The sequence below is a fragment of the Microbacterium bandirmense genome, assembly GCF_037204185.1.
GTDB lineage: Bacteria > Actinomycetota > Actinomycetes > Actinomycetales > Microbacteriaceae > Microbacterium > Microbacterium bandirmense.
The window spans coordinates 81,906-100,189 of record NZ_JBBDGM010000013.1 but is presented as its reverse complement, the minus strand read 5'-3'; the positions used below and the strand labels follow the sequence as shown (position 1 = coordinate 100,189).

17 protein-coding genes, 1 tRNA gene and 1 other annotated feature are annotated in these 18,284 nt (G+C 66.8%); of the genes, 5 read left to right on the top strand and 13 right to left on the bottom strand.

From position 1 onward, the window contains the following. Nucleotides 1-146 precede the first annotated feature (146 nt). Genes rhaS through WDU99_RS14130 form a run of 4 tightly spaced genes read right to left on the bottom strand, consistent with a single transcriptional unit; the run spans nt 147 to nt 4,867 of the window. Nucleotides 147-1,190 carry a rhamnose ABC transporter substrate-binding protein gene (gene rhaS, locus WDU99_RS14145; RefSeq protein ID WP_337333096.1) on the bottom strand — a complete coding sequence of 348 codons (1,044 nt, stop codon included), beginning with the start codon at nt 1,188-1,190 and terminating at the stop codon, nt 147-149. 55 nt (nt 1,191-1,245) lie between these two features. After that, nucleotides 1,246-2,289, bottom strand: a complete 1,044-nt coding sequence (locus WDU99_RS14140; RefSeq protein WP_337333095.1) for an ABC transporter permease — start codon at nt 2,287-2,289, stop codon at nt 1,246-1,248. Beyond that, complete coding sequence (locus WDU99_RS14135; protein ID WP_337333094.1) at nt 2,286-3,326, bottom strand: ABC transporter permease; 1,041 nt, start codon at nt 3,324-3,326, stop codon at nt 2,286-2,288. The genes WDU99_RS14140 and WDU99_RS14135 overlap by 4 nt, the downstream gene beginning before the upstream one ends. Next, nucleotides 3,323-4,867, bottom strand: coding sequence for a sugar ABC transporter ATP-binding protein (locus tag WDU99_RS14130; protein ID WP_337333093.1), 1,545 nt, complete (start codon nt 4,865-4,867; stop codon nt 3,323-3,325). Before WDU99_RS14130 ends, WDU99_RS14135 begins: the two co-directional genes overlap by 4 nt. 154 nt (nt 4,868-5,021) lie before the next feature. Between WDU99_RS14130 and WDU99_RS14125 the strand changes: the two genes are divergently transcribed. The 5 genes from WDU99_RS14125 (at nt 5,022) to WDU99_RS14105 (ending at nt 10,820) form a co-directional block, all read left to right on the top strand. Then, nucleotides 5,022-6,029 (top strand): LacI family DNA-binding transcriptional regulator, encoded by a 1,008-nt coding sequence (locus WDU99_RS14125; RefSeq protein WP_337333092.1) that lies wholly within the window; start codon nt 5,022-5,024, stop codon nt 6,027-6,029. Between the two features lie 407 nt (nt 6,030-6,436). Beyond that, the gene (locus tag WDU99_RS14120) at nt 6,437-7,642 is read left to right on the top strand and encodes an IS110 family RNA-guided transposase (RefSeq protein ID WP_337333102.1); all 1,206 of its coding nucleotides are present in this window, start codon (nt 6,437-6,439) and stop codon (nt 7,640-7,642) included. Nucleotides 7,643-7,822: 180 nt separating this feature from the next. Further along, on the top strand, nt 7,823-8,143 hold the full coding sequence (locus WDU99_RS14115) for a transposase (protein ID WP_337333091.1): 321 nt from the start codon (nt 7,823-7,825) through the stop codon (nt 8,141-8,143). Beyond that, nucleotides 8,101-8,253, top strand: a sequence feature (AL1L pseudoknot). (Overlaps the previous gene by 43 nt.) Continuing rightward, on the top strand, nt 8,149-8,703 hold the full coding sequence (locus WDU99_RS14110; RefSeq protein WP_337333090.1) for an IS3 family transposase: 555 nt from the start codon (nt 8,149-8,151) through the stop codon (nt 8,701-8,703). Its footprint overlaps the feature before it by 105 nt. 1,046 nt (nt 8,704-9,749) lie before the next feature. Then, on the top strand, nt 9,750-10,820 hold the full coding sequence (locus WDU99_RS14105; protein WP_337333089.1) for a PD-(D/E)XK nuclease family protein: 1,071 nt from the start codon (nt 9,750-9,752) through the stop codon (nt 10,818-10,820). An 89-nt stretch (nt 10,821-10,909) separates the two neighbouring features. Here WDU99_RS14105 and WDU99_RS14100 read toward each other — a convergent pair whose 3' ends face one another. From WDU99_RS14100 to phnD, 9 genes are all read right to left on the bottom strand, one after another. Beyond that, nucleotides 10,910-11,500 carry a hypothetical protein gene (locus WDU99_RS14100; protein WP_337333088.1) on the bottom strand — a complete coding sequence of 197 codons (591 nt, stop codon included), beginning with the start codon at nt 11,498-11,500 and terminating at the stop codon, nt 10,910-10,912. Nucleotides 11,501-11,504: 4 nt separating this feature from the next. After that, nucleotides 11,505-13,172 carry a hypothetical protein gene (locus WDU99_RS14095; protein ID WP_337333087.1) on the bottom strand — a complete coding sequence of 556 codons (1,668 nt, stop codon included), beginning with the start codon at nt 13,170-13,172 and terminating at the stop codon, nt 11,505-11,507. A gap of 152 nt (nt 13,173-13,324) precedes the next feature. Beyond that, on the bottom strand, nt 13,325-13,537 hold the full coding sequence (locus WDU99_RS14090; protein WP_337333086.1) for a hypothetical protein: 213 nt from the start codon (nt 13,535-13,537) through the stop codon (nt 13,325-13,327). Nucleotides 13,538-13,769: 232 nt separating this feature from the next. Continuing rightward, a tRNA-Ser gene (locus WDU99_RS14085) sits at nt 13,770-13,858 on the bottom strand. A 99-nt stretch (nt 13,859-13,957) separates the two neighbouring features. Next, nucleotides 13,958-14,818, bottom strand: coding sequence for a MurR/RpiR family transcriptional regulator (locus tag WDU99_RS14080; RefSeq protein WP_337333085.1), 861 nt, complete (start codon nt 14,816-14,818; stop codon nt 13,958-13,960). Continuing rightward, entirely contained in the window at nt 14,796-15,614 is an 819-nt protein-coding gene (gene phnE / locus WDU99_RS14075; RefSeq protein ID WP_337333084.1) for a phosphonate ABC transporter, permease protein PhnE, read from the bottom strand. Before phnE (WDU99_RS14075) ends, WDU99_RS14080 begins: the two co-directional genes overlap by 23 nt. Next, on the bottom strand, nt 15,611-16,453 hold the full coding sequence (phnE, locus tag WDU99_RS14070) for a phosphonate ABC transporter, permease protein PhnE (RefSeq protein WP_337333083.1): 843 nt from the start codon (nt 16,451-16,453) through the stop codon (nt 15,611-15,613). The genes phnE (WDU99_RS14075) and phnE (WDU99_RS14070) overlap by 4 nt, the downstream gene beginning before the upstream one ends. Next, nucleotides 16,450-17,235: a phosphonate ABC transporter ATP-binding protein gene (phnC, locus tag WDU99_RS14065; protein ID WP_337333082.1), complete on the bottom strand. Its 786-nt coding sequence runs from the start codon at nt 17,233-17,235 to the stop codon at nt 16,450-16,452. Before phnC ends, phnE (WDU99_RS14070) begins: the two co-directional genes overlap by 4 nt. Before the next feature lie 21 nt (nt 17,236-17,256). Next, nucleotides 17,257-18,264 carry a phosphate/phosphite/phosphonate ABC transporter substrate-binding protein gene (gene phnD, locus WDU99_RS14060; protein ID WP_337333081.1) on the bottom strand — a complete coding sequence of 336 codons (1,008 nt, stop codon included), beginning with the start codon at nt 18,262-18,264 and terminating at the stop codon, nt 17,257-17,259. Between the last annotated feature and the right edge of the window lie 20 nt (nt 18,265-18,284).

The following is an 18,284-nucleotide window of genomic DNA, read 5'->3' as shown; positions in this document are numbered from 1 at the left end:
GGGACTCTACATGAGGCACTCCGGGGACTCGGACGAACCACGCGTGATCCGACCAGCACCCACGCGAACTGTGGATAACACGCCGTGAAGGCGAGATGTGCACGACAAGGGCGCCCGGGCCGGAGCCCGGGCGCCCGCGAGCCGACTCAGAAGTCGAAGTCGGCGATGTTGTCCGCGTCGAAGACGTAGGGGTCGCCGAGCAGCACGACGCCGTCGGCGCCGACCTCGTACGATCCCAGGTCTCCGGCCTCGAACGTGTCACCTTCGGCGCCGGTGATGTCGCCGGCGATCAGAGCACCCGCTGCATAAGCGGCGAGCGTCCCGAGGTCCTCGGGGTTCCACAGCGCGAAGGCGGTGACGGTACCGTCCTCGATGTACTCGCGCATCTGGTTGGGCGTGCCGAGTCCGGTCAGCGCGACCTTGCCCTTGTAGTCCGACGTGGACAGGTAGCGAGCCGCCGCGGCGATACCGACCGTGGTGGGCGAGACGATGCCCTTCAGCTCGGGGTACGTCTGCAGCAGAGCCGCGGTCTTGTCGAACGAGGTCTGGTCGTCGTCATCGCCGTAGACGGTCTCGACGACCGTGATGTCGGGGTACTCCTCGGCCACGTAGGCCTCGAATGCGTCGTTCCACGCGTTCTGGTTGGTGGCGTTGGCCGCGGCCGACAGGATCGCAACCTCGCCCTCGCCGCCGATCTGCTCGGCGATCAGGTCGGCCTGCACACGGGCGATTCCGTCGGTGTCGGCCTGGTTGACGAACAGATCACGGCATTCGGGGTTGGTGTCGGAGTCGAACGTGACGACCTTGACGCCGGCATCTCGTGCTTCGTTCAGCGCATCGCAGATCGCCTGCGGATCGTTCGCTGAGACGACGAGTGCACCGATGCCCTGCTGCGTGGCGGTGTTGATGTAGCTCACCTGCGCATCCGGCGTCGCCTCCGCAGGGCCGACCTCGTCGAAAGTGCCGCCGAGGGCTTCCACGGCCGCCTCGCCCCCGACGCTCGATGCGTCGAAGTACGGGTTGCCGAGGTTCTTGGGGAGGAAGGTGATCGTCAGGTTCTCGGAGTCACCCTGGTTGCCGCCTGCGTCTCCGCCGCCGGTGGAACCGGTGTCGGCGCATCCGGTGAGGACGAGCGCCGCAGCCACCGCCACAGAGGCGAGCGCGGTGGCTCGATTGCGTACGAACTTCATTGTCTGTTCCTTTCGAGGGTTTCGCCGCAGACGGATGCCGGCGACGGGGGCTGCCTCATGGCGCTGGTGAGACAGCGGGGCGTACAGGTCGTTTGAGCCGCAGGTTCTGCGCCCAGGTCAGCACGCTGGCGGCGACCACCGAGAAGACGAGCAGTCCACCGGTGATGATGTTGATGACGTCGGAGGTGACCCCCGCCAGCCGCAGCGCGCTGGAGAGCACTCCGATCAGCAGCACGGCGGCGACCACGCCGTGCAACCGGCCTCGCCCGCCGAACACCGATACGCCGCCGAGCACGACGGCCGCGATGACCTGCAGCTCGAGACCCGTCGCGTTGTCACCGCGCGCACTGCCGAAGCGGAGCGTGAAGAAGATGCCGGCGAACGCCGCCACCAGGCCCGACAGCACGAACACGATGAACTTCGTGCGATCGACGTTGACACCGGAGAAGCGGGCGGCGTCCTTCGACAGGCCGATCGCGTAGATGCCGCGGCCGAACGGCGTGAAGTGCAGCACGATCACGAAGACGGCGAGCACGATGAGGAACGGGATGACGATGTATGGAATCTGAGTCCCGGAGATCTTCGCCTTGGCGAGGTCGGTCCAGATCTCGGGGAAGTCGGTCACCGCGGTGGTGCCGAGCAGTCCGACGGCGAGACCTCGGAACAGCGCCAGGGTGCCGATCGTCACCGCGAGGGAGGGCAGACCGACGACCGTGATGAGGAAGCCGTTGAAGGCGCCGCCGATCACGCCCACCGCAAGCGCGGCGATCGCCGCCAGCTCGAACGGCGCGCCCGCCTGCACGAGCGCACCCGTGACGACGCTCGCGAGCCCCACCATGCTGCCGACCGAGAGATCGATCTCGCCGGTGATGATGACCAGTGTCATCGGCAGCGCGATGAACAGGATCGGCGCCACGTCCAGCAGCAGGTAGTTGTAGGTGATCGGCTGGCCGAATCCGCGAATGCTCACGGATGCCACCACGATGACCAGCAGAAGGAGTCCGATGATCGCAAACTCCCGCGTGAGCAGCACCCGCCGCCACAGCGGTCGGTCGAAGTCGCGGATCACGCGGTTCGTCGATGTGGCCACGGCGGTCATGAGTCATCCCTTGCTTCGATGAGGAGGCGTTTCTGCCGGACGGCGAGAACACGGTCGAGCACGATCGCGCCGATGATGAGCACGCCGACGACAGCGCGCTGCCAGAAATCGGGGATGCCGAGGATCGGCAGCGCCCGGTTGATGGTCATCAGCAGCATCGCTCCGATGGCCGCGCCCCAGACCGAGCCGACACCGCCCATGATCGCGACGCCGCCGATGACGGCGGCGCCGACAGCATCCAGCTCCCACCCGGATCCGGCCTGCGAGCTGATCGACCCGTAGCGCGCCGCGTAGAAGACGCCGGCGAGACCCGCGAGGGCGCCCGAGAGCACGAACGCGCTGAGCACGCGCCGGGTCACCTTGAGGCCGTACAGCTGCGCGGCATCCGGATCGGAGCCGATCGCGTAATACTCCCGCCCGCCCCTGGTGTTGCGCATGTACCACGCGGCGGCTGCGAGCACGATGAAGGCCACGATCGTGAGCACGGGGATCGTCAGCACCTGCTGCGTGCCGAGCGCCAGGAACTCGCGGGGCATGTCGGACGGATTGATGCGGTCGCTGCCGGTCCACAGCACGTTGATGCCGCGGTAGGCGTACAGCGTTCCCAGAGTGATCACGATCGCGGGCACCTTCGCGAAGGCGACCAGGGCGCCGTTGATCAGACCGAGCACAGCACCGAACACGACGGCGGCGAGCACGACGACCGCAATCGGGATGCCGGGAACATCGATGAACAGTCGACCGGTGAGGTAGGCGGTGAGTCCCATCACGGAGCCGACGGAGAGATCGACGTTGCGGGTGATGATCACGATCGCCTGCCCGACTGCGACGAGCACCAGGATCGAGGGCGTGAGCAGCAGGTCACGCCATCCGTCGCTGCTGAACAGGAAGTTCGGGTTCTTCACGGTCGCGGCGAAGATCACCAGCAGCAGGGCTGCGAGGATTCCGAACTCTCGAGCGCGCCCGACCCCGCCGAACGGCTTCTTCTTCGCGATCTCCGGCGTGGACGGCAGGCTTGTCGATGCTGTGGCGTTCATGCCGCGGCCTCCGTTGCGTGGGTCGCGGCGAACATGACGTTCTCGCTGGTGGCATCCGCCCGATCGATCTCGGCGGTGATGCGCCCCTCACGCATGACGAGCACGCAATCGGCCATGCCCAGCACCTCGGGGAGTTCGGAGGAGATCATGAGAATGCCCATGCCTTCGCCGGCGAGCTGCGACAGCAGCCGGTGCACCTCTGATTTGGTGCCGACGTCGATTCCGCGGGTCGGCTCGTCGATGATGAGCACCTTCGGGTCGGTCGCCAGCCACTTCGCCAGCACGACCTTCTGCTGATTCCCGCCGGACAGGGTCGCCGCAACGCTGTCGAGCGCGTGCGTCTTCACCTCGAGGCGCGATGCCCACACCCGCGCAGCACGGTTCTCGATGCCCGTGGTGATCAGGCCCCACTTCGCCAGGCGTCGCCGGATCGCAAGGGTGATGTTCCCACCCACTCCTGCGTCGATGACCAGTCCCTGTCGGCGCCGGTCCTCGGGCACCAACGCCAGGCCCGCCTGCATCGCAGCGCTCGGATTGCCGCGGACGACGGCGGCTCCCAGCATCCGAACATCGCCCTCGCGATAGTCATCGACGCCGAACACCGCCCGCACGACCTCGCTGCGTCCGGCGCCGACGAGACCGGCGAGCGCGACGATCTCGCCGGAGCGCACGGTGAACGAGATGTCGTGGAAGACCCCGGGGCTGGTGAGTCCGGACACCTCAAGCAATGGCTCGCCGATCCGGGCCTCCTGCTTGGGAAAGAGCTCGGTGACGTCACGGCCGACCATCTGACGAACGAGATCATCCACTGTGGTCTCCGCGATCGGCGTCGTGGCGACGTATGCGCCGTCGCGCATGACCGTCACCGTGTCGCACAGGTCGAAGACCTCGTCGAAACGGTGCGAGATGAACAGAATCGCGCGTCCCTCGTCGCGCAGGCTTCGCGCCACTGAGAACAGCCGCTCGACCTCGACTCCGCTCAGGGCGGCGGTCGGCTCGTCCATGACGAGCACGCTGGCGTCGAGCGAGATGGCCTTGGCGATCTCGATGATCTGCTGGTCGGCGATGGAGAGGCCCTCGGTGATCCGATCGGGGTCGAGTGCGACGCCCAGGCGCTGGAAGATCTGCCGGACTTCATCGCGCATCGCCTTGCGGTCGATGCGGCCGAACCTGTTGACAGGCTGGCGGCCCATGAAGATGTTCTCGGTCACCGACAGATCGGGAAAGAGCGTGGGCTCCTGGTAGATCACGGCGATTCCCGCTGCCTTGGATTGGGCGGTGCTGGTGAAGTCGACGTCTTCGCCGTGCAGCTGGAAATCGCCCGCGTCGCGGCGGTAGAGACCCGCCATGATCTTCACCATCGTGGACTTTCCCGCGCCGTTCTCGCCGATCAGTGCGTGAATCGAGCCGGCCTGCAAGCGGAGGCTCCCCGAGCGGAGCGCGATGACAGGCCCGAAGGACTTCACGACGCGCTGCAGCTCCAGTGCAGCGCCTGGTGTGGTCTCTGGCGCGGCGCCCTCGGGTGGTGCGTCTTCGGACACGGGCGGTTCCTCTCCTTCGAGGGTGGAATGCAGTTCGTTCGAACCGACAGTACATGAATCGTTTCAGGTGGGTTTCAGGCTAGTGTATGTGACACGGGTCCGAGGTCAACACCGTCAGTGACCGAATCGTGATCCGCCCGAGATGGAGACCCCCGTGCCCGTGAGCATCCGCGACGTCGCGCAACGCGCCGGCGTCTCCGTCGGCACGGTCTCGAACGTGCTCAACCGGCCGGGCGAGGTCTCCGCGGAGTCCGTACAGCGCGTCAGCCAGGCGATCGACGACCTCGGCTACGTGCGCAACGACGCCGCCCGCAAGCTCCGCGCCGGCATCAGCACCACGGTCGGCTTCGTCGTGCTCGACGGGCAGAACCCGTTCTACAACGACGTGGTCCGCGGGGCCGAGGACGAAGCGTCCAGCCATGGCATCGCGATCCTCTACGGCAACACCGATGAAGACCCGTCTCGCGAGAAGGTGTACCTCGACCTCTTCCGCGAGCAGCAGGTGAGAGGCCTGCTGCTGGCGCCGTTCGGCGATGTGCTGCGGCAGCTGCGCCGCCTGAGGTCGGCCGGCATCGCCACCGTGCTCGTGGATCGCTTCAGCGCGGACGGCGAGTTCTCATCGGTCTCGGTGGACAGCATCGCCGGTGGTCGACTCGCGGTCGAGCACCTCATCGAGACGGGCCGGCGCCGCATCGCCTTCGTCGGCGGCCCGTTCGAGCTGCGCCAGATGAACGACCGACTCGCAGGTGCGCGGGCGGCGGCTGAGAACGCTGCGGTGCATGTTGATCTCGAGGTCGTGGCCACGACCTCGATGACCGTCGAGGAGGGGGTCGCGGCCGGTGCGCGCATCCTGGCCCGCCCGCGCCGGGACTGGCCAGACGCCCTGTTCGCCGCGAACGACCTGATCGCCCTCGGGCTTCTTCAGTCGCTGGTGTCGGGGGGACGGATGCTGGTGCCCGACGAGATCGCGATCATCGGCTTCGACGACACCATCTTCGCGGCTGCAGCGGCCGTGCCGCTGTCATCCATCCGTCAGCCCAGCCGGATGATCGGACGCACCGCGCTGCGCATCGTGCTCGAAGAGGCCGCCGACCCCGACAGCATCCCGCGCCAGACAGTCTTTCCACCGGAGCTCGTCGTACGGCGCTCGACGACCGGGTGAGAGCCGGTACCCGTGAAGCACATGGGATTCGGCGGTGTCGCCGGACGCCGGGATCCCAATGGGATCCTTGCATTCCGGGCTGGTCGGCTTTCGAAGCGGTGCTTCCAGGCACGAGAACGAACACCGTCTCTGACCAGCAAGAAACGGCCGTGACAGAAGCCCCGTTACTTTCTTCGTAGCCCGGATGGAGCGATCCTGAGGGGTGACGGCCTGCCGGGCCCGGCATGATTGCTGCCCCCTGTCCTTGATGATCTGGGGGGTGTTGTCACCGGGCCTGGTCGGCGGTGTGTGATCGCTGATAGGGGCTGGACCCGGGCTCTGCCCGAGGCCGTTCGTAACGTGGATGCCGAGACGCACCGCCACCGGACGCCGTCGCGAGTGAAGCGGAGGACACTGTGGTCACCAGCATCGACAGATACGACCAGGTCGACGTATTCGTCGGTCTCGACGTCGGCAAGGGCGAACATCATGCCGTCGCTCTTGACCGAGCCGGGAAGCGACTGTTCGACAAGGCGCTGCCGAACGACGAGGCCCGGCTGCGAGCGGTGCTTGACCAGCTGAGCGCGCACGGGCTGATCCTGCTCGTGGTCGATCAGCCCGCGACGATTGGCGCACTCCCGGTCGCCGTCGCACAAGCCTGCGGGGCTCTGGTCGGCTACCTGCCCGGACTGGCGATGCGACGCATCGCGGACCTGCACCCGGGTGAGGCGAAGACCGACGCGAGAGATGCGGCGATCATCGCAGAGACGGCGCGGACGATGCCCCACACGCTCCGGTCGATTCAGGTCGCTGACGAGCAGGTCGCGGAGCTGGCGATGCTCTGCGGGTTCGACGACGACCTCGCCGGGCAGATCACCCAGGTCAGCAACCGGATCCGCGGCCTGCTGACACAGATCCACCCCGCTCTGGAGCGGGTGCTCGGGCCGCGGCTGGATCACCCGGCGATCCTCGACCTGCTGCAGCACTACCCGTCGCCGACGGTGATGCGCACGGCGGGCGAGAAACGGCTCGGAAACAGGCTGCTCAAGAACGCACCCCGCAAGGGACGCGCCTGGGCGGCCGAGATCACCCGCGCGCTCGACGAGCAGACCGTCGTCGTGACCGGCACCGACGCGGCAGCACTCGTGCTCCCACGCCTGGCTGAGCAGTTGGCCGCGCTGCGCCGGCAACGCGAGGAGATCGCTGTCGAGGTCGAGAAGATCGTCGATTCGCACCCTCTTCAGCCGGTCCTGACGAGCATGCCCGGAGTCGGCGTCAGGACCGCAGCCCGGCTCCTCACCGAAGTCACCACCAAGACCTTCGCGACCGCGGGACACCTCGCCGCTTACGCGGGCCTCGCTCCAGTCACCCGCAGATCCGGGAGCTCCATCCGGGGCGAGCATCCCTCGCGTCGCGGGAACAAGATCCTGAAACGGACGATGTTCCTCTCCGCGTTCGCCGCCCTCCGAGACCCTGAATCGCGCGCCTACTACGACCGGAAGATCGCCCAGGGCAAGCGTCACAATCAAGCTCTCATCGCCCTCGCCCGCCGCCGATCCGACGTCCTGTTCGCCATGCTCCGCGACGGCACCCTCTACGAACCACGCGCCACCCCAGCCGCCGTCGCGGCTTGACAAAGGACATAGGGGCACCCCCCCGCTACGGCGTCACCCGCCAGTGAGTGCAAACCCTCATGCGCCGGTACGGGATCGAGGACAGCCGCACTCGGCCACAGCGGCCAGCGCACCCACGGATAGTCATCATGAAGCGCCCCGGGTTCGGTGGAGGCTCTCAACTCACGGAGGATGAGAGTCATGGCAGCACCGAAGAAGTACCCGGACGAGTTGCGTGAGCGCGCGACGCGGCTCGCGGTCGAGGCACGACAGGACCCCGCGCGGAAGGCCGGTGCGCTCCAGCGCATCGGCGAGCAGCTCGGGATCAACCCGGAGACGCTGCGGGGCTGGGTGAAGCAGGCCGAGATCGATGCCGGGCAGGCGCCCGGGGTGACGACCGCGGAGGCGCAGCGGATCAAGGAGCTGGAGGCCGAGGTGCGGGAGTTGCGGCGGGCGAACGAGATCCTGAAGACGGCATCAGCGTTTTTCGCCGCGGCGGAGCTCGACCGCAAGCTGAAGTAGCCGAGGTGCCGACCGCGGTGCTCGTCGAGTACATCGACGAGCACCGTGACCGGTTCGGGGTCGAGCCGATCTGCCAGGTCCTGCGTGACGCGGACGTCCAGATCGCCCCGAGCACCTACTACGCCGCAAAGGGCCGGCCGCCGTCTGCCCGGGCTGTCAGGGACGCGGAGCTGACCGAGAACATCCGGGTGGTCCACACGGCAAACCTCGGTGTCTACGGCGCCCGGAAGATCCATGCGGCTCTGAACAGGGAGGGCGTTGAGGTCGCCCGCTGCACCATCGAGCGGCTGATGCGCGCCGCGGGCATCCAGGGCATCCGGCGCGACAAGACCCGCAAGACCACCTTTGGGGACGGTGCGGAGACCGACCGGCCCGCCGACCTCGTGAAGCGCGCGTTCACCGCGACGGCACCGAACCAGCTCTGGGTTGCGGACCTGACCTACATCCGTACCCACGCCGGGTGGACCTACGCTGCGTTCGTCCTCGACGTGTTCTCTCGCCGTATCGTCGGCTGGCAGGTATCCACGTCGCAGCGCAGGCACTATCCCGTCGTGAGCTGATTGACGCGGCCGGCACATCGGCCCGCACTCTGCCTGCGGGCAGGTGCGAGACGACGAACCGTCCGATGCGCAGTTGCCTCTCAGCGATCTCAGTCGCCGCGGCGAGCGACGCCGCGGCGAGCTGCAGGTCCAGATCACCGGTGATAGGTGTCTCATCCTCCGCGAAGTGCATGGCGACGGCTCCCCGCTTTCCGCGAGCGGCCAGCGCACGCAGTTCAGCAGGGGCGAGATACGATGCGGAGCCGCCGAGCGACAGGACGCTGTCGAAACGGGTCCCGCAAAGCACGCGATTCTCCTGGGCGGTGGCCCAGCTCATCGGATGGATTCCCGCGACGACGGGGTGCTTCGCGACGAGGGCATTCAGCATCGCGGTTGACGGGTCGATGCCGACGTACAGGACGGGGTCGACGAGCCCACTCGTCACTGGCCATCCAGTCCCGCAACCCACGTCCAGGGTTCGCCACAGTTGCTCGCCGAACACCGTCTTGATGAATGCTGCGGTCTGGGCATGCTCGTCTTCCGTCAGCGGGTGGTTCTTGTCCCAGCTGGACGCGAGGGCGTCGTACGCGGAAGCGGCGTTCGATCGTGTCACGGGCATGTTCTGAATGCCGTAGACGTGCTCGACTCGCCCGCGGTTCACGAGGTTCGTGTCGTCGAGGTCGGCGTCCATCGTCCAGTGTTTCCACCCCATTGGCGTGCGCAGGTAGATGCGGGTCCACTTGTAGAACTTCATCGGCTCGCCAAATGTCTGGATGACGTGCGCTGCGCGCGCGTAGTCGGCGGCGTCCAATCCTTCGGTGCGCGGCGAAGCCACATACTCGTGGGGAGCTCCATCCGCGTAGGTGGTCGCGAACTGCCAGTCGAGCTCTGGCTCGAGATCGAGCCACCAGTTGAGGTCCGTACGAGTGATCATCAGCGTCTCCGAGTTCCACACGGCCCACGTAGTCCGTGCGAGAGGATCCTGTCCCAGACCTCAGACACAGGGACCAAGATGACATCCGGGGTCCCGGGCTGCGCACGTCCGCGCTGGTCCCTACGCTGGCAGGGTGAGCACCGGAAACGATCACAGGCCTTTGCTCGGCACCCTCGCGGGTCGCGCCGGCCTAGGTGAGACGTTCGCAACCGAGGCTCTCGGTGTGATCCTGCAGAGCAGTGGCATGCGCGCCGCACTGCTTCGATTCCTCGAACAGAACCTCTCCGTCGACCTCTCGGGCGTTGCCCACGTTCTCACCGAGGTAGACCACTCCGAGTTCGGACGGACTGACATCGAGGGACAGGACGCTTCCGGGCGGCCGCTCGTGATCATCGAAGCCAAGTTCGGAGCAACGCTAACGGTTGACCAGGCGGCCCGTTATCTCGCGCTCCAGGCAAGCGAGTGCGCGGGACATCAGTCCGCCCTGGTGCTCCTCATGCCGAAGGCGCGAACTGAGGATGCGGCTCAGTTGATGCGACGCGCCGCGGGCCGCGTGGTGCCAAATGACTCGGCCATGGCGAGTGTGTCCTGGACCGAGATCCTCGATGTTCTCACGGCGGCGCTCGGTGAGAACGACAGGGGACCCAGGTCGCTTGAAGCCGACTTGATCCAGCTGAACGCGCTCGTAGAAGCCCGCACGCGCTTCGTTCTTGAGCCACTGGGTGGCGCGGCGATGGGCGAGGAATGGCAAACCCGCCGCGCGGAGTTGGTGGGGCTGGTTGACATCGCGACGCAGCAATTGGCCGACCATCTGGGGGTGTGGCGGGGGCCACAAGTAGCTCGCCGCGACATCGCCTACGCTCCCTCGTACTACCTCAAGGCGGCTGGGCCGGTTCCTGGCACCCACTTCTCCGTGGGCCTCCACAGCGGCTTCGCATCCGAAGGACTGACACCCATGTGGCTCAGATTCCACAAGGTGACGGGCGAACGACTCGCGGTGAAGCGGATTCGCGGGTTCCTAGGGGACGCGCCACGGTACGCGCCCGTTCTTCGAAACGACGGTGGCCATCTTTGGGTTCCCATCGATCTCGATCCGCATCAGGCCGACGAAGCGCTGGTCGAAAGCGTTGTCGAGCAGGTTGTAGCGATCCTTGTGGAGGCACGCGCAGAGTCGGCTGAGCGCGAGCTGAAACAAACGACCTGACTCGGTTCCACCGCGAGGCTACGCACTACGTGCCGCGAGTCGATCCTCGTGCAGCACGTCGCGTCCTGAGGATCACTCCACCATCGCAATCAACGCTGGTGTCGCTCTTCTGGACGCCACACCCGATACACATCGGCGAGTGTTCGCGGCCCAGCATCTGCTCCCGTGCCCAGGGCCCGCGACGCGAGGACCGCGGCAGTCTGGAAGGGGCTCACGGGCGGAGCGTCGGCCAGAATGATCACCGGCTGATTCTGGAAGATGTAGCCCTTCGCCCGAGATTGCCCCGTCGCCCACTTCCCGTGGCCCGTTCGAACGACGGTTTCCCCGAGGTAGCGGCCGGCGCCGTCGATCAGCCAGAGCGTCTCGGCTGAGAATCGCGCGTACCCGACCCCGCTTGGGTGATGGAACCACGTCGGCAACTCGGGTGGGGGTTCCAGTTGCTCCGCGTTGATTCGCGGGCCAGGCTGTCCCGGGCTCGGCGGTGCGTAGCCGGCGCGCCACGTGAGTCGTGGCGCCGTCGACTCCCATACCGAAGTGAGGGAGTCGGCGGAGTACGTCAGATCCACGCCGATGGTCGCCGAGAAGTGGTCGAGAGCGCGTTGCTGGTCTGCCAGGAGCGCCTCGAGGAACGTGGTGGCCTCTGCCCTGCTCATGGCGACGAAGTCGGTATAGCCAGGCATTTCGCTACCCTTCGGTCGGGAGGTGGATCGTGTACTTGATGCCCTTCTCCTCCAGGAAGTCGAGCAGCGGCTTCGTCGGCCCCATTTTCTTGGTCACATCACTCGCGAAGAAGTGCCAGTGGGCCTCTTGGATGTCGCCGTTCTGGATGAGATGGACGTCGGACTCGATCTGCTTGCGGATCTCCGCAGTCAGTGAGACTCGACCCACTTTGGACTCGTGTGCAACGCCGTCGGCGAGCACGTCAATCCTGCGCGCGACCGCATTGCAGACCTCGACGCAGTTGGCAGTCGGCAGCACGACTTGAAGATCCACGCCCGGCGTTGAGGCGTGATAGAAGTGCGCGACGTAGTCCTCACCGTCCGTGCCGGTAGCCATGAACCCGGGATTCGGACCATCGACATTCACATGGCCCGGGCGCTTCATAGCGTCGGCGAGATCGTCGAGGCTGGTCTTGCCCATTTGGAGGGCAACCATCGCCTCGTCGGTCATGCCCGCAGCGGCGAGATCATCAGACTTCTTGTTGACGAGTCTGACGACCGTCGCTTTGACCTCGTCGGGGACCCACTTGAGCGCGACCACGGCTGCGCCTGCGGCGACTGCGAGGGTCGGGACCCGATCCACGAACTTCGCGACCTTGCCAGCCACGGCCCCGGTGTCGCCAACGTAAGGGACCAGGCTGGATGCGCTCAGTCCGGCTCCGACCCAGTCTGCATGGATTGCCGATCCGATCGTGTCGCGCACGTCAGCGACGGTGCCGATGGCGGTGCCGACAACGGGGACGAGGCTCGCTCCGCTTGAGGCTACATTGCCGATGAGCCACGGGAGCGAATCACCGGGTGCCAGCTCGCCAACGATCGCGCCCTGGGCAACCTCCCACGCGATCGTTGCGGGGTCGAGTTGCTCGTCCTTCCACAGGGGATCCAGGCCACGGCTCTCAGCGTTGGCGACTTCAAACCCATCGCTGAGGCTGTCGCCGTCGGTATCGGCGTCTGCCGGATCTGTTCCCAGAACCTCGACTTCGCGGTAGTCGTCGAGTTGGTCGTTGTCGGTGTCCCTGCTGAAGGCGTCAATGCTCAGATCAGCCTCGACCGCGTCGGAGAGCCCATCCCCGTCTGTATCGACGACGCCGGGATCTGAGATCGGTGCGAACTCGACATGTCCATCTGCGCCCTGCTCAGCCGGGCCCGCCTCCTGCGCGTCCGTGAGCCCGTCGCCATCTGTGTCGGGATCTAGCGGGTCAGTCCGATAGACCGCGCCTTGAATGGTGAGCCAGCCAGAGACCTCGAGAAGGTCCTCGAGGCCATCGTCGTCTGAGTCAGCCTTGGTCGGGTCGGAGACGCCAGCGTAGAGAGTCTCCGCGCCGGGCTCCGAGACGACTTCCCCGGCTTCTTCCGCATCGGTCAGACCGTCGCCGTCCGTATCCACCGCGTAAGGGTTGGTGGAGTACGTTCTGCCGTCCACAGTCGTCCACCCGGGCAACTCGACGAGGTCCGCCAACCCGTCCTGATCGGAATCCGCGCGCGTCATGTAGACGACGCCACCGACAACCAGCGCGACAACTATCGCACCAGCGACCAGTCCCAGGGTTAGGAGACGACGCCCTCGCTTGGGGCGCTTGGTGGGCCTTGACGACGTGCTCGCATCTTCGCCGATCACACCGCTCTTGGTCACACACTCGATTCTGTATCGGGCCAACGAATCACACCGCCCCGCCGGCGTTCGAAGGGGTTCGTGTGTATGCGATTGCCCCGCGCATTGAGCGCGGCCTCATCGACGCCCCTCCGTCAGTCTGGCTGCGCCGCCTACCGTGCTGTGATGGAAGGTCACATTGCCCCCACGCCCCCGAGCAGCGCCCACTTCGGCCGCCCGCCACCCGCTCGCCCGAGCGGCGGCGCGAGCGTCTCGGCAGTTGTGCCTTCCTCGATCACCCCGACCAGTCCATCGCTGCCGATCGGTACGATGACGCCGCTCAGATCCGTCTCGCGGATATGTGATGCGACCACCATGCGCACTTCCCGAACGAGCACGCGAGCCACCACCCAGCCGTGGTGCGTGTCGTCCCCTCGCTTCGTCAAGTCCGCTCACACCACGATCATGCCCGGTTCATCGCACGATTGCCCGACACACAAAGAACCGTCCTCAGACCCGATGCGCCCATAGCGCTGCATGCGGCAACATGCGCAGTCCGTGGCAGAAGCGCCCTCCCCGCCTCCCCCAGGAAGCAGAAAACCCGCGAAATTCCGCGGGTTTCGAGCCAAGATCTTGGAGCGGAGACGGAGGGATTTGAACCCTCGGTCCCCGTGAGGGGACTCCACCTTAGCAGGGTGGTGCACTAGGCCTGACTATGCGACGTCTCCATGCGCTCGGCTCACAGAGTCACGAACGCGTCATGCAATCATAACCGTTCCGCCCGGTGGTCACGAATCGTCGCGGAGCCCGCGGCCCACCGGCGGACCTCATTCCAGGATGCCACTGCCGAGCACCGACAGAGCGGCCGCCTGCGCCTCGCGGCCGCGTTCTCCCCGATAGGTGACGAACTGCTCGACGAGCTGCTCGATCAGCAGCATGATCGCCGCTCGCGAGGTGTGGATGAGCTCGTCCTGAAAGCTGTCGTTGACCGGCGGCACCACGAGCGCCACATCGGCAGCATCCGCCACGGCCGACCGCGCGAACGACGTGATGGCCACCACCTGCGCACCACCCTCGCTCGCCGCGCGCATCCCCTCGAGGGTGGCGCGGTTCGCACCCGATCCCGAGATGATCACGCAGAGCGATCCCGCCCCCAGCTGGCGGGCGGCGATCTGCTGTGCCATGGCATCCGGCAGCATCTCGGCGGGCCGGCCCGCCGCCGTCAACCGCAGCACCAGATCCATGCCCAGCGCCCCCGAAAGCCCGTTGGCGATCACCAGCACCCGCTGCGACCGATCGAGCAGCGTGATGAACTCCAGCACATCCTCTTCGGTCAGCGCCGACACCGTGTTGGCGAGCTTCGCGGCGAACCTGCCGACGCCGGCCCGCACGGCGCCGACCATCGTGCCGTCGCCCTCCTCGACCTGCGCGTGCTCCGTCGCCAGCTCCTGCGCGAGCGCGACCCGCAGCTGCGGGTACCCCTCGTAGCCGAGTGACTGCGCGGCCCGGATCACCGTCGTGCGGCCGATGCCCACAGCATCCGCCAGTTCCTGCGCCGTCCGCTCGACAATGCCGGCGCGGTCCGCGACGATGGCGTCCGCGACGCGACGCTCCCCGCGCTGCAGCGACGGCAGCAGTGCGGCGATGCGTGCCGACGGTGAGGCGTCAGGCGCTCCGTGCCAGTTCACCCGATCGGGCCCCTTCCATGATCCGACGTCGCACCGCGCCCGACACCGCATCGATCGCCATCGTCACGACGACGATCACGATCAGCAGCATGCCGACGGTGTCCCACTCGCGGAACTGCGTGTAGTTCGTGAGCATACTGCCGATGCCGCCCGCACCGACCATGCCGAGGATCGCCGAGGTGCGGATGTTGATCTCGAACCGGTACAGCGCGAACGACATCAGTGCCGGCGCCACCGCCGGCCACAGAGCCCAGCGCGTGACCTCAGCGGTGGTTCCACCCGCCGCGAGCACGGCCTCGGACGCGCCCTCCTCGGCCGACTCGATCGACTCGTACACCCACTTGCCCTGGGTGCCGATCCCGGCGATGCCGAGCGCGAGCATCCCGGTGAACGGGGTGAGACCGGTGACCGTGAGCAGGATGAGCGCGATGATCACCTCGGGCACCGCCCGGATGACCGCGAACACCCCGCGCAGCGAGAGCCGCAGCCACGCCGGTCCCACTCCGCGCGCAGCGAGGATGCCCAAGGGGATCGACACGACGACGCAGAGGATCGCCCCGAGCCAGGCCATCGAGACCGACCGCCACATCTCCATCAGCGCCCGCGGCAGCTTCTCCCAATTCGGCGGACCGAACATGAGACCGAGGTACTTCATCACGTTCTCGGGGATCTTCGGCACATCCGACCACGAGATGTTCAGACCACCCGCCGCGAGCAGGATCACCAGGCCCGCCAGCACCGCGAAGACGGTCGGCCACAGTCGCGACGGACGCGGTGGCACGTCGAGCACCGTCATATCAGCTTCTTTCGCAGGATGTTGGAGACCACCTCGATGAGCACGACCACGACAAGGATCTCGAGGATGATCACCGAGACGTCTCCGTAGGCGTAGAAGCCCCGCCGCTCGTCAAGGATCCGGCCGATGCCGCCGGCGCCGACGAAGCCGAGGATGGCCGAGACGCGCACGTTGAGCTCGAGCGTGTAGAGCCACTGGTTCGCGAACAGCGGCAGGGTCTGGGGCAACGCTGTGACGCGGTTGATCTGGAACTGCGTGCCTCCGGACGCACGGCCCGCCTCCATGTACCCGTGGTCGGCCGAATCGATCGCCTCCGAGACGAGCTTGACGATGATGCCGATATCGAACAGCACGAGGGTGATCAGACCGGGCAGCACTCCCACGCCCACCATCGCGACCAGCACCGAGGCGTAGACGAGGTCGGGAACAGACCGGATGACGTTGATGACCGTGCGCACGAGTCCGCGGCTGAATCCGTGCGGGTTGGTCGGCTTGGATGCCCACAGCGTCAGCGGCACCGAGATGCACGCGGCGATGACGGCGCCGACCAGCGCCATCTGCAGCGTCTCGAGCATTGGCCCGACCGTGCGCGGCAGGAAGGCGAAGTTCGGCTGCATCAGCTGCGCGAGCTTCTTGGCCCCGTTGTCCCAGTGCTTCGCGATCGATGCCAGGTCGATCTCGACGCCGCCGATCGCGGGGATGCAGGTGAGCACCGTGATGCCGACGAGGATGCTGACGATCGCCGTGACCCGGAACACGTGGCGCGGCTTCGGCGGCAGGTCGTGCGTGCGCCGCGGCGCCGGCTCACACGGCCGCGCCTGCACGGCGGTTGCGCTCATCCGGCCGCACCCAGCTGATCGCGCACCTGGATGGGGCGACCGTAGATCTGCTCGAAGTCAGCATCCGACGCCTCATGCGCCGGCCCGTCGTAGACGACGCGGCCCGAGCGCAAGCCGATCATCCGCGTCGTGTACTCGCGCGCGAGGTCCATCAGGTGGATGTTGACCATCACCGTCAGCCCGCGCTCCTGATTGATGCGCCGCAGATCGCTCATGACGGCATGTGCCGTGGGCGGGTCGAGAGACGCGACCGGCTCGTCGGCGAGCATGATGCTCGGCTGCTGCGAGAGCGCCCTGGCGATCGCGACGCGCTGCTTCTGGCCGCCCGAGAGCGCTCCGCCGCGTGCCCACACCTTCTCGAGCATCCCGACGGAGTCGAGTGCGGACAGGGCGATCTCACGGTCGTCGCTCGACGGGATGCCGAGCAGGTTGCGCCAGGCCGGCGAATGCGCGAACCGACCGACGAGCACGTTCTGGTACACGTTGGTGCGCTCGGCGAGGTTGAAGCCCTGGAAGATCATCCCGACGTGGCCACGCAACTCGCGCAGGGCTCGCCCGCGCAGAGAGCTGGCCTCGTGCGGGCCGACGGTGACAGTGCCACCGGAGGCCCGCACGAGACCGTTGATCGTTCGGATCAGGGTCGACTTTCCCGAACCGGACAGACCCACGACCGAGACCATCTCCCCGGCGTCGACCCGCAGGGACACATCCGTCAGCGCCTTGGTGCCGTTCGGATAGGTGACCGAGACGCCATCGAGTTCGACGTGCCAGGAGCTGTTCATGGGTGTGTCCTCAGTGGTCGATCAGTTGGCGAACTTCTGCAGGATCTCGCCGTAGCGGTCGATCTCGTCCTGGTTGGTCTCGGCGGTCCAGTCGGTGAGGCTGACCAGGTCTGACATGACCTGTGCGGCCTCGTCGGACGAGTCGACGTACTCGTCCATCAGAGTGGTCAGCTCGGCCACGAGGTCGTCGGGCAGCGAGCTGCTGACGGCCACGCCGCCGTTGGGGATCATGTCGGTGTACGCGAACGCCACCACCTTGTCCGCGACATCGGGCGCCTCGCCGAGCACGCTCGAGCGGGCGTCCCAGAAGCCGAAGCTGACCTCGGCGTCGCCGTTGTAGACGGCGAGCACCGCGTTGTTGTTGCCCTCGACCGGAACCTGCACGATGTCGGCGTCGGTGTCGATACCGGCATCCTGCATCGCGACGATCGGGTACTGGTACCCCGCCGGAGAGGTGGCGGCCTGCAGTGCGACCTTGGTGCCCTCGTCGATGTTCTTCAGCGCGTCGAGGCCGGCGGGGCCCGATCCGGTCGAGTCGGCGCCCTCCTGCTCGATGCCGTTGCAGAAGCTCAGGGCGACGTCGTTGGCGGCGTAGGTGGCTTGCACGGGCGCGTCGTCGCAGTACTTGTCGGGGTTGTTCGTGAACGCGACCGACGCGTACGAGCTGGCACCGAAGCGCACGTCGCGCAGGATCAGCTGCGCGTCGTACTGGTTGATCGCGTGGTACAGCGACCCGGCGTCGGTGATGATGACCTGCGCCTGGTCGGCGCCGAGCGCCTCGACCGTGGCCGCGTAGTTGTCGGCCACGACGCCGTTGACGGTGATGCCCAGCTCATCGCTGAGGTAGCCGGTCAGCGGTTCCAGCGCCTCTGCGAGGTCGGCGTTCTCGGTGGACGGGACGAGCGAGATGGTGATCTCCTCGGGCCAGGTGCCGGAATCTCCGGCCGTGGCGTCGGCGGCTGCCCCGCAGCCGGTGAGTGCGAGAGCGGCGGTGGCGAGAACGCCCGCTGCGGCGATGGACTTGCGCATACTCGTAATGCCTTTCAGAT

Bases quoted from the DNA above. Each gene is read 5' to 3' on its own strand.
- rhaS (WP_337333096.1), bottom strand. From the start codon at position 1,190: ATGAAGTTCGTACGCAATCGAGCCACCGCGCTCGCCTCTGTGGCGGTG.
- phnE (WP_337333083.1), bottom strand. From the start codon at position 16,453: ATGAGCGCAACCGCCGTGCAGGCGCGGCCGTGTGAGCCGGCGCCGCGG.
- WDU99_RS14100 (WP_337333088.1), bottom strand. From the start codon at position 11,500: ATGCCTGGCTATACCGACTTCGTCGCCATGAGCAGGGCAGAGGCCACC.
- WDU99_RS14140 (WP_337333095.1), bottom strand. From the start codon at position 2,289: ATGACCGCCGTGGCCACATCGACGAACCGCGTGATCCGCGACTTCGAC.
- phnC (WP_337333082.1), bottom strand. From the start codon at position 17,235: ATGAACAGCTCCTGGCACGTCGAACTCGATGGCGTCTCGGTCACCTAT.
- phnD (WP_337333081.1), bottom strand. From the start codon at position 18,264: ATGCGCAAGTCCATCGCCGCAGCGGGCGTTCTCGCCACCGCCGCTCTC.
- WDU99_RS14115 (WP_337333091.1), top strand. From the start codon at position 7,823: ATGGCAGCACCGAAGAAGTACCCGGACGAGTTGCGTGAGCGCGCGACG.
- WDU99_RS14135 (WP_337333094.1), bottom strand. From the start codon at position 3,326: ATGAACGCCACAGCATCGACAAGCCTGCCGTCCACGCCGGAGATCGCG.
- phnE (WP_337333084.1), bottom strand. From the start codon at position 15,614: ATGACGGTGCTCGACGTGCCACCGCGTCCGTCGCGACTGTGGCCGACC.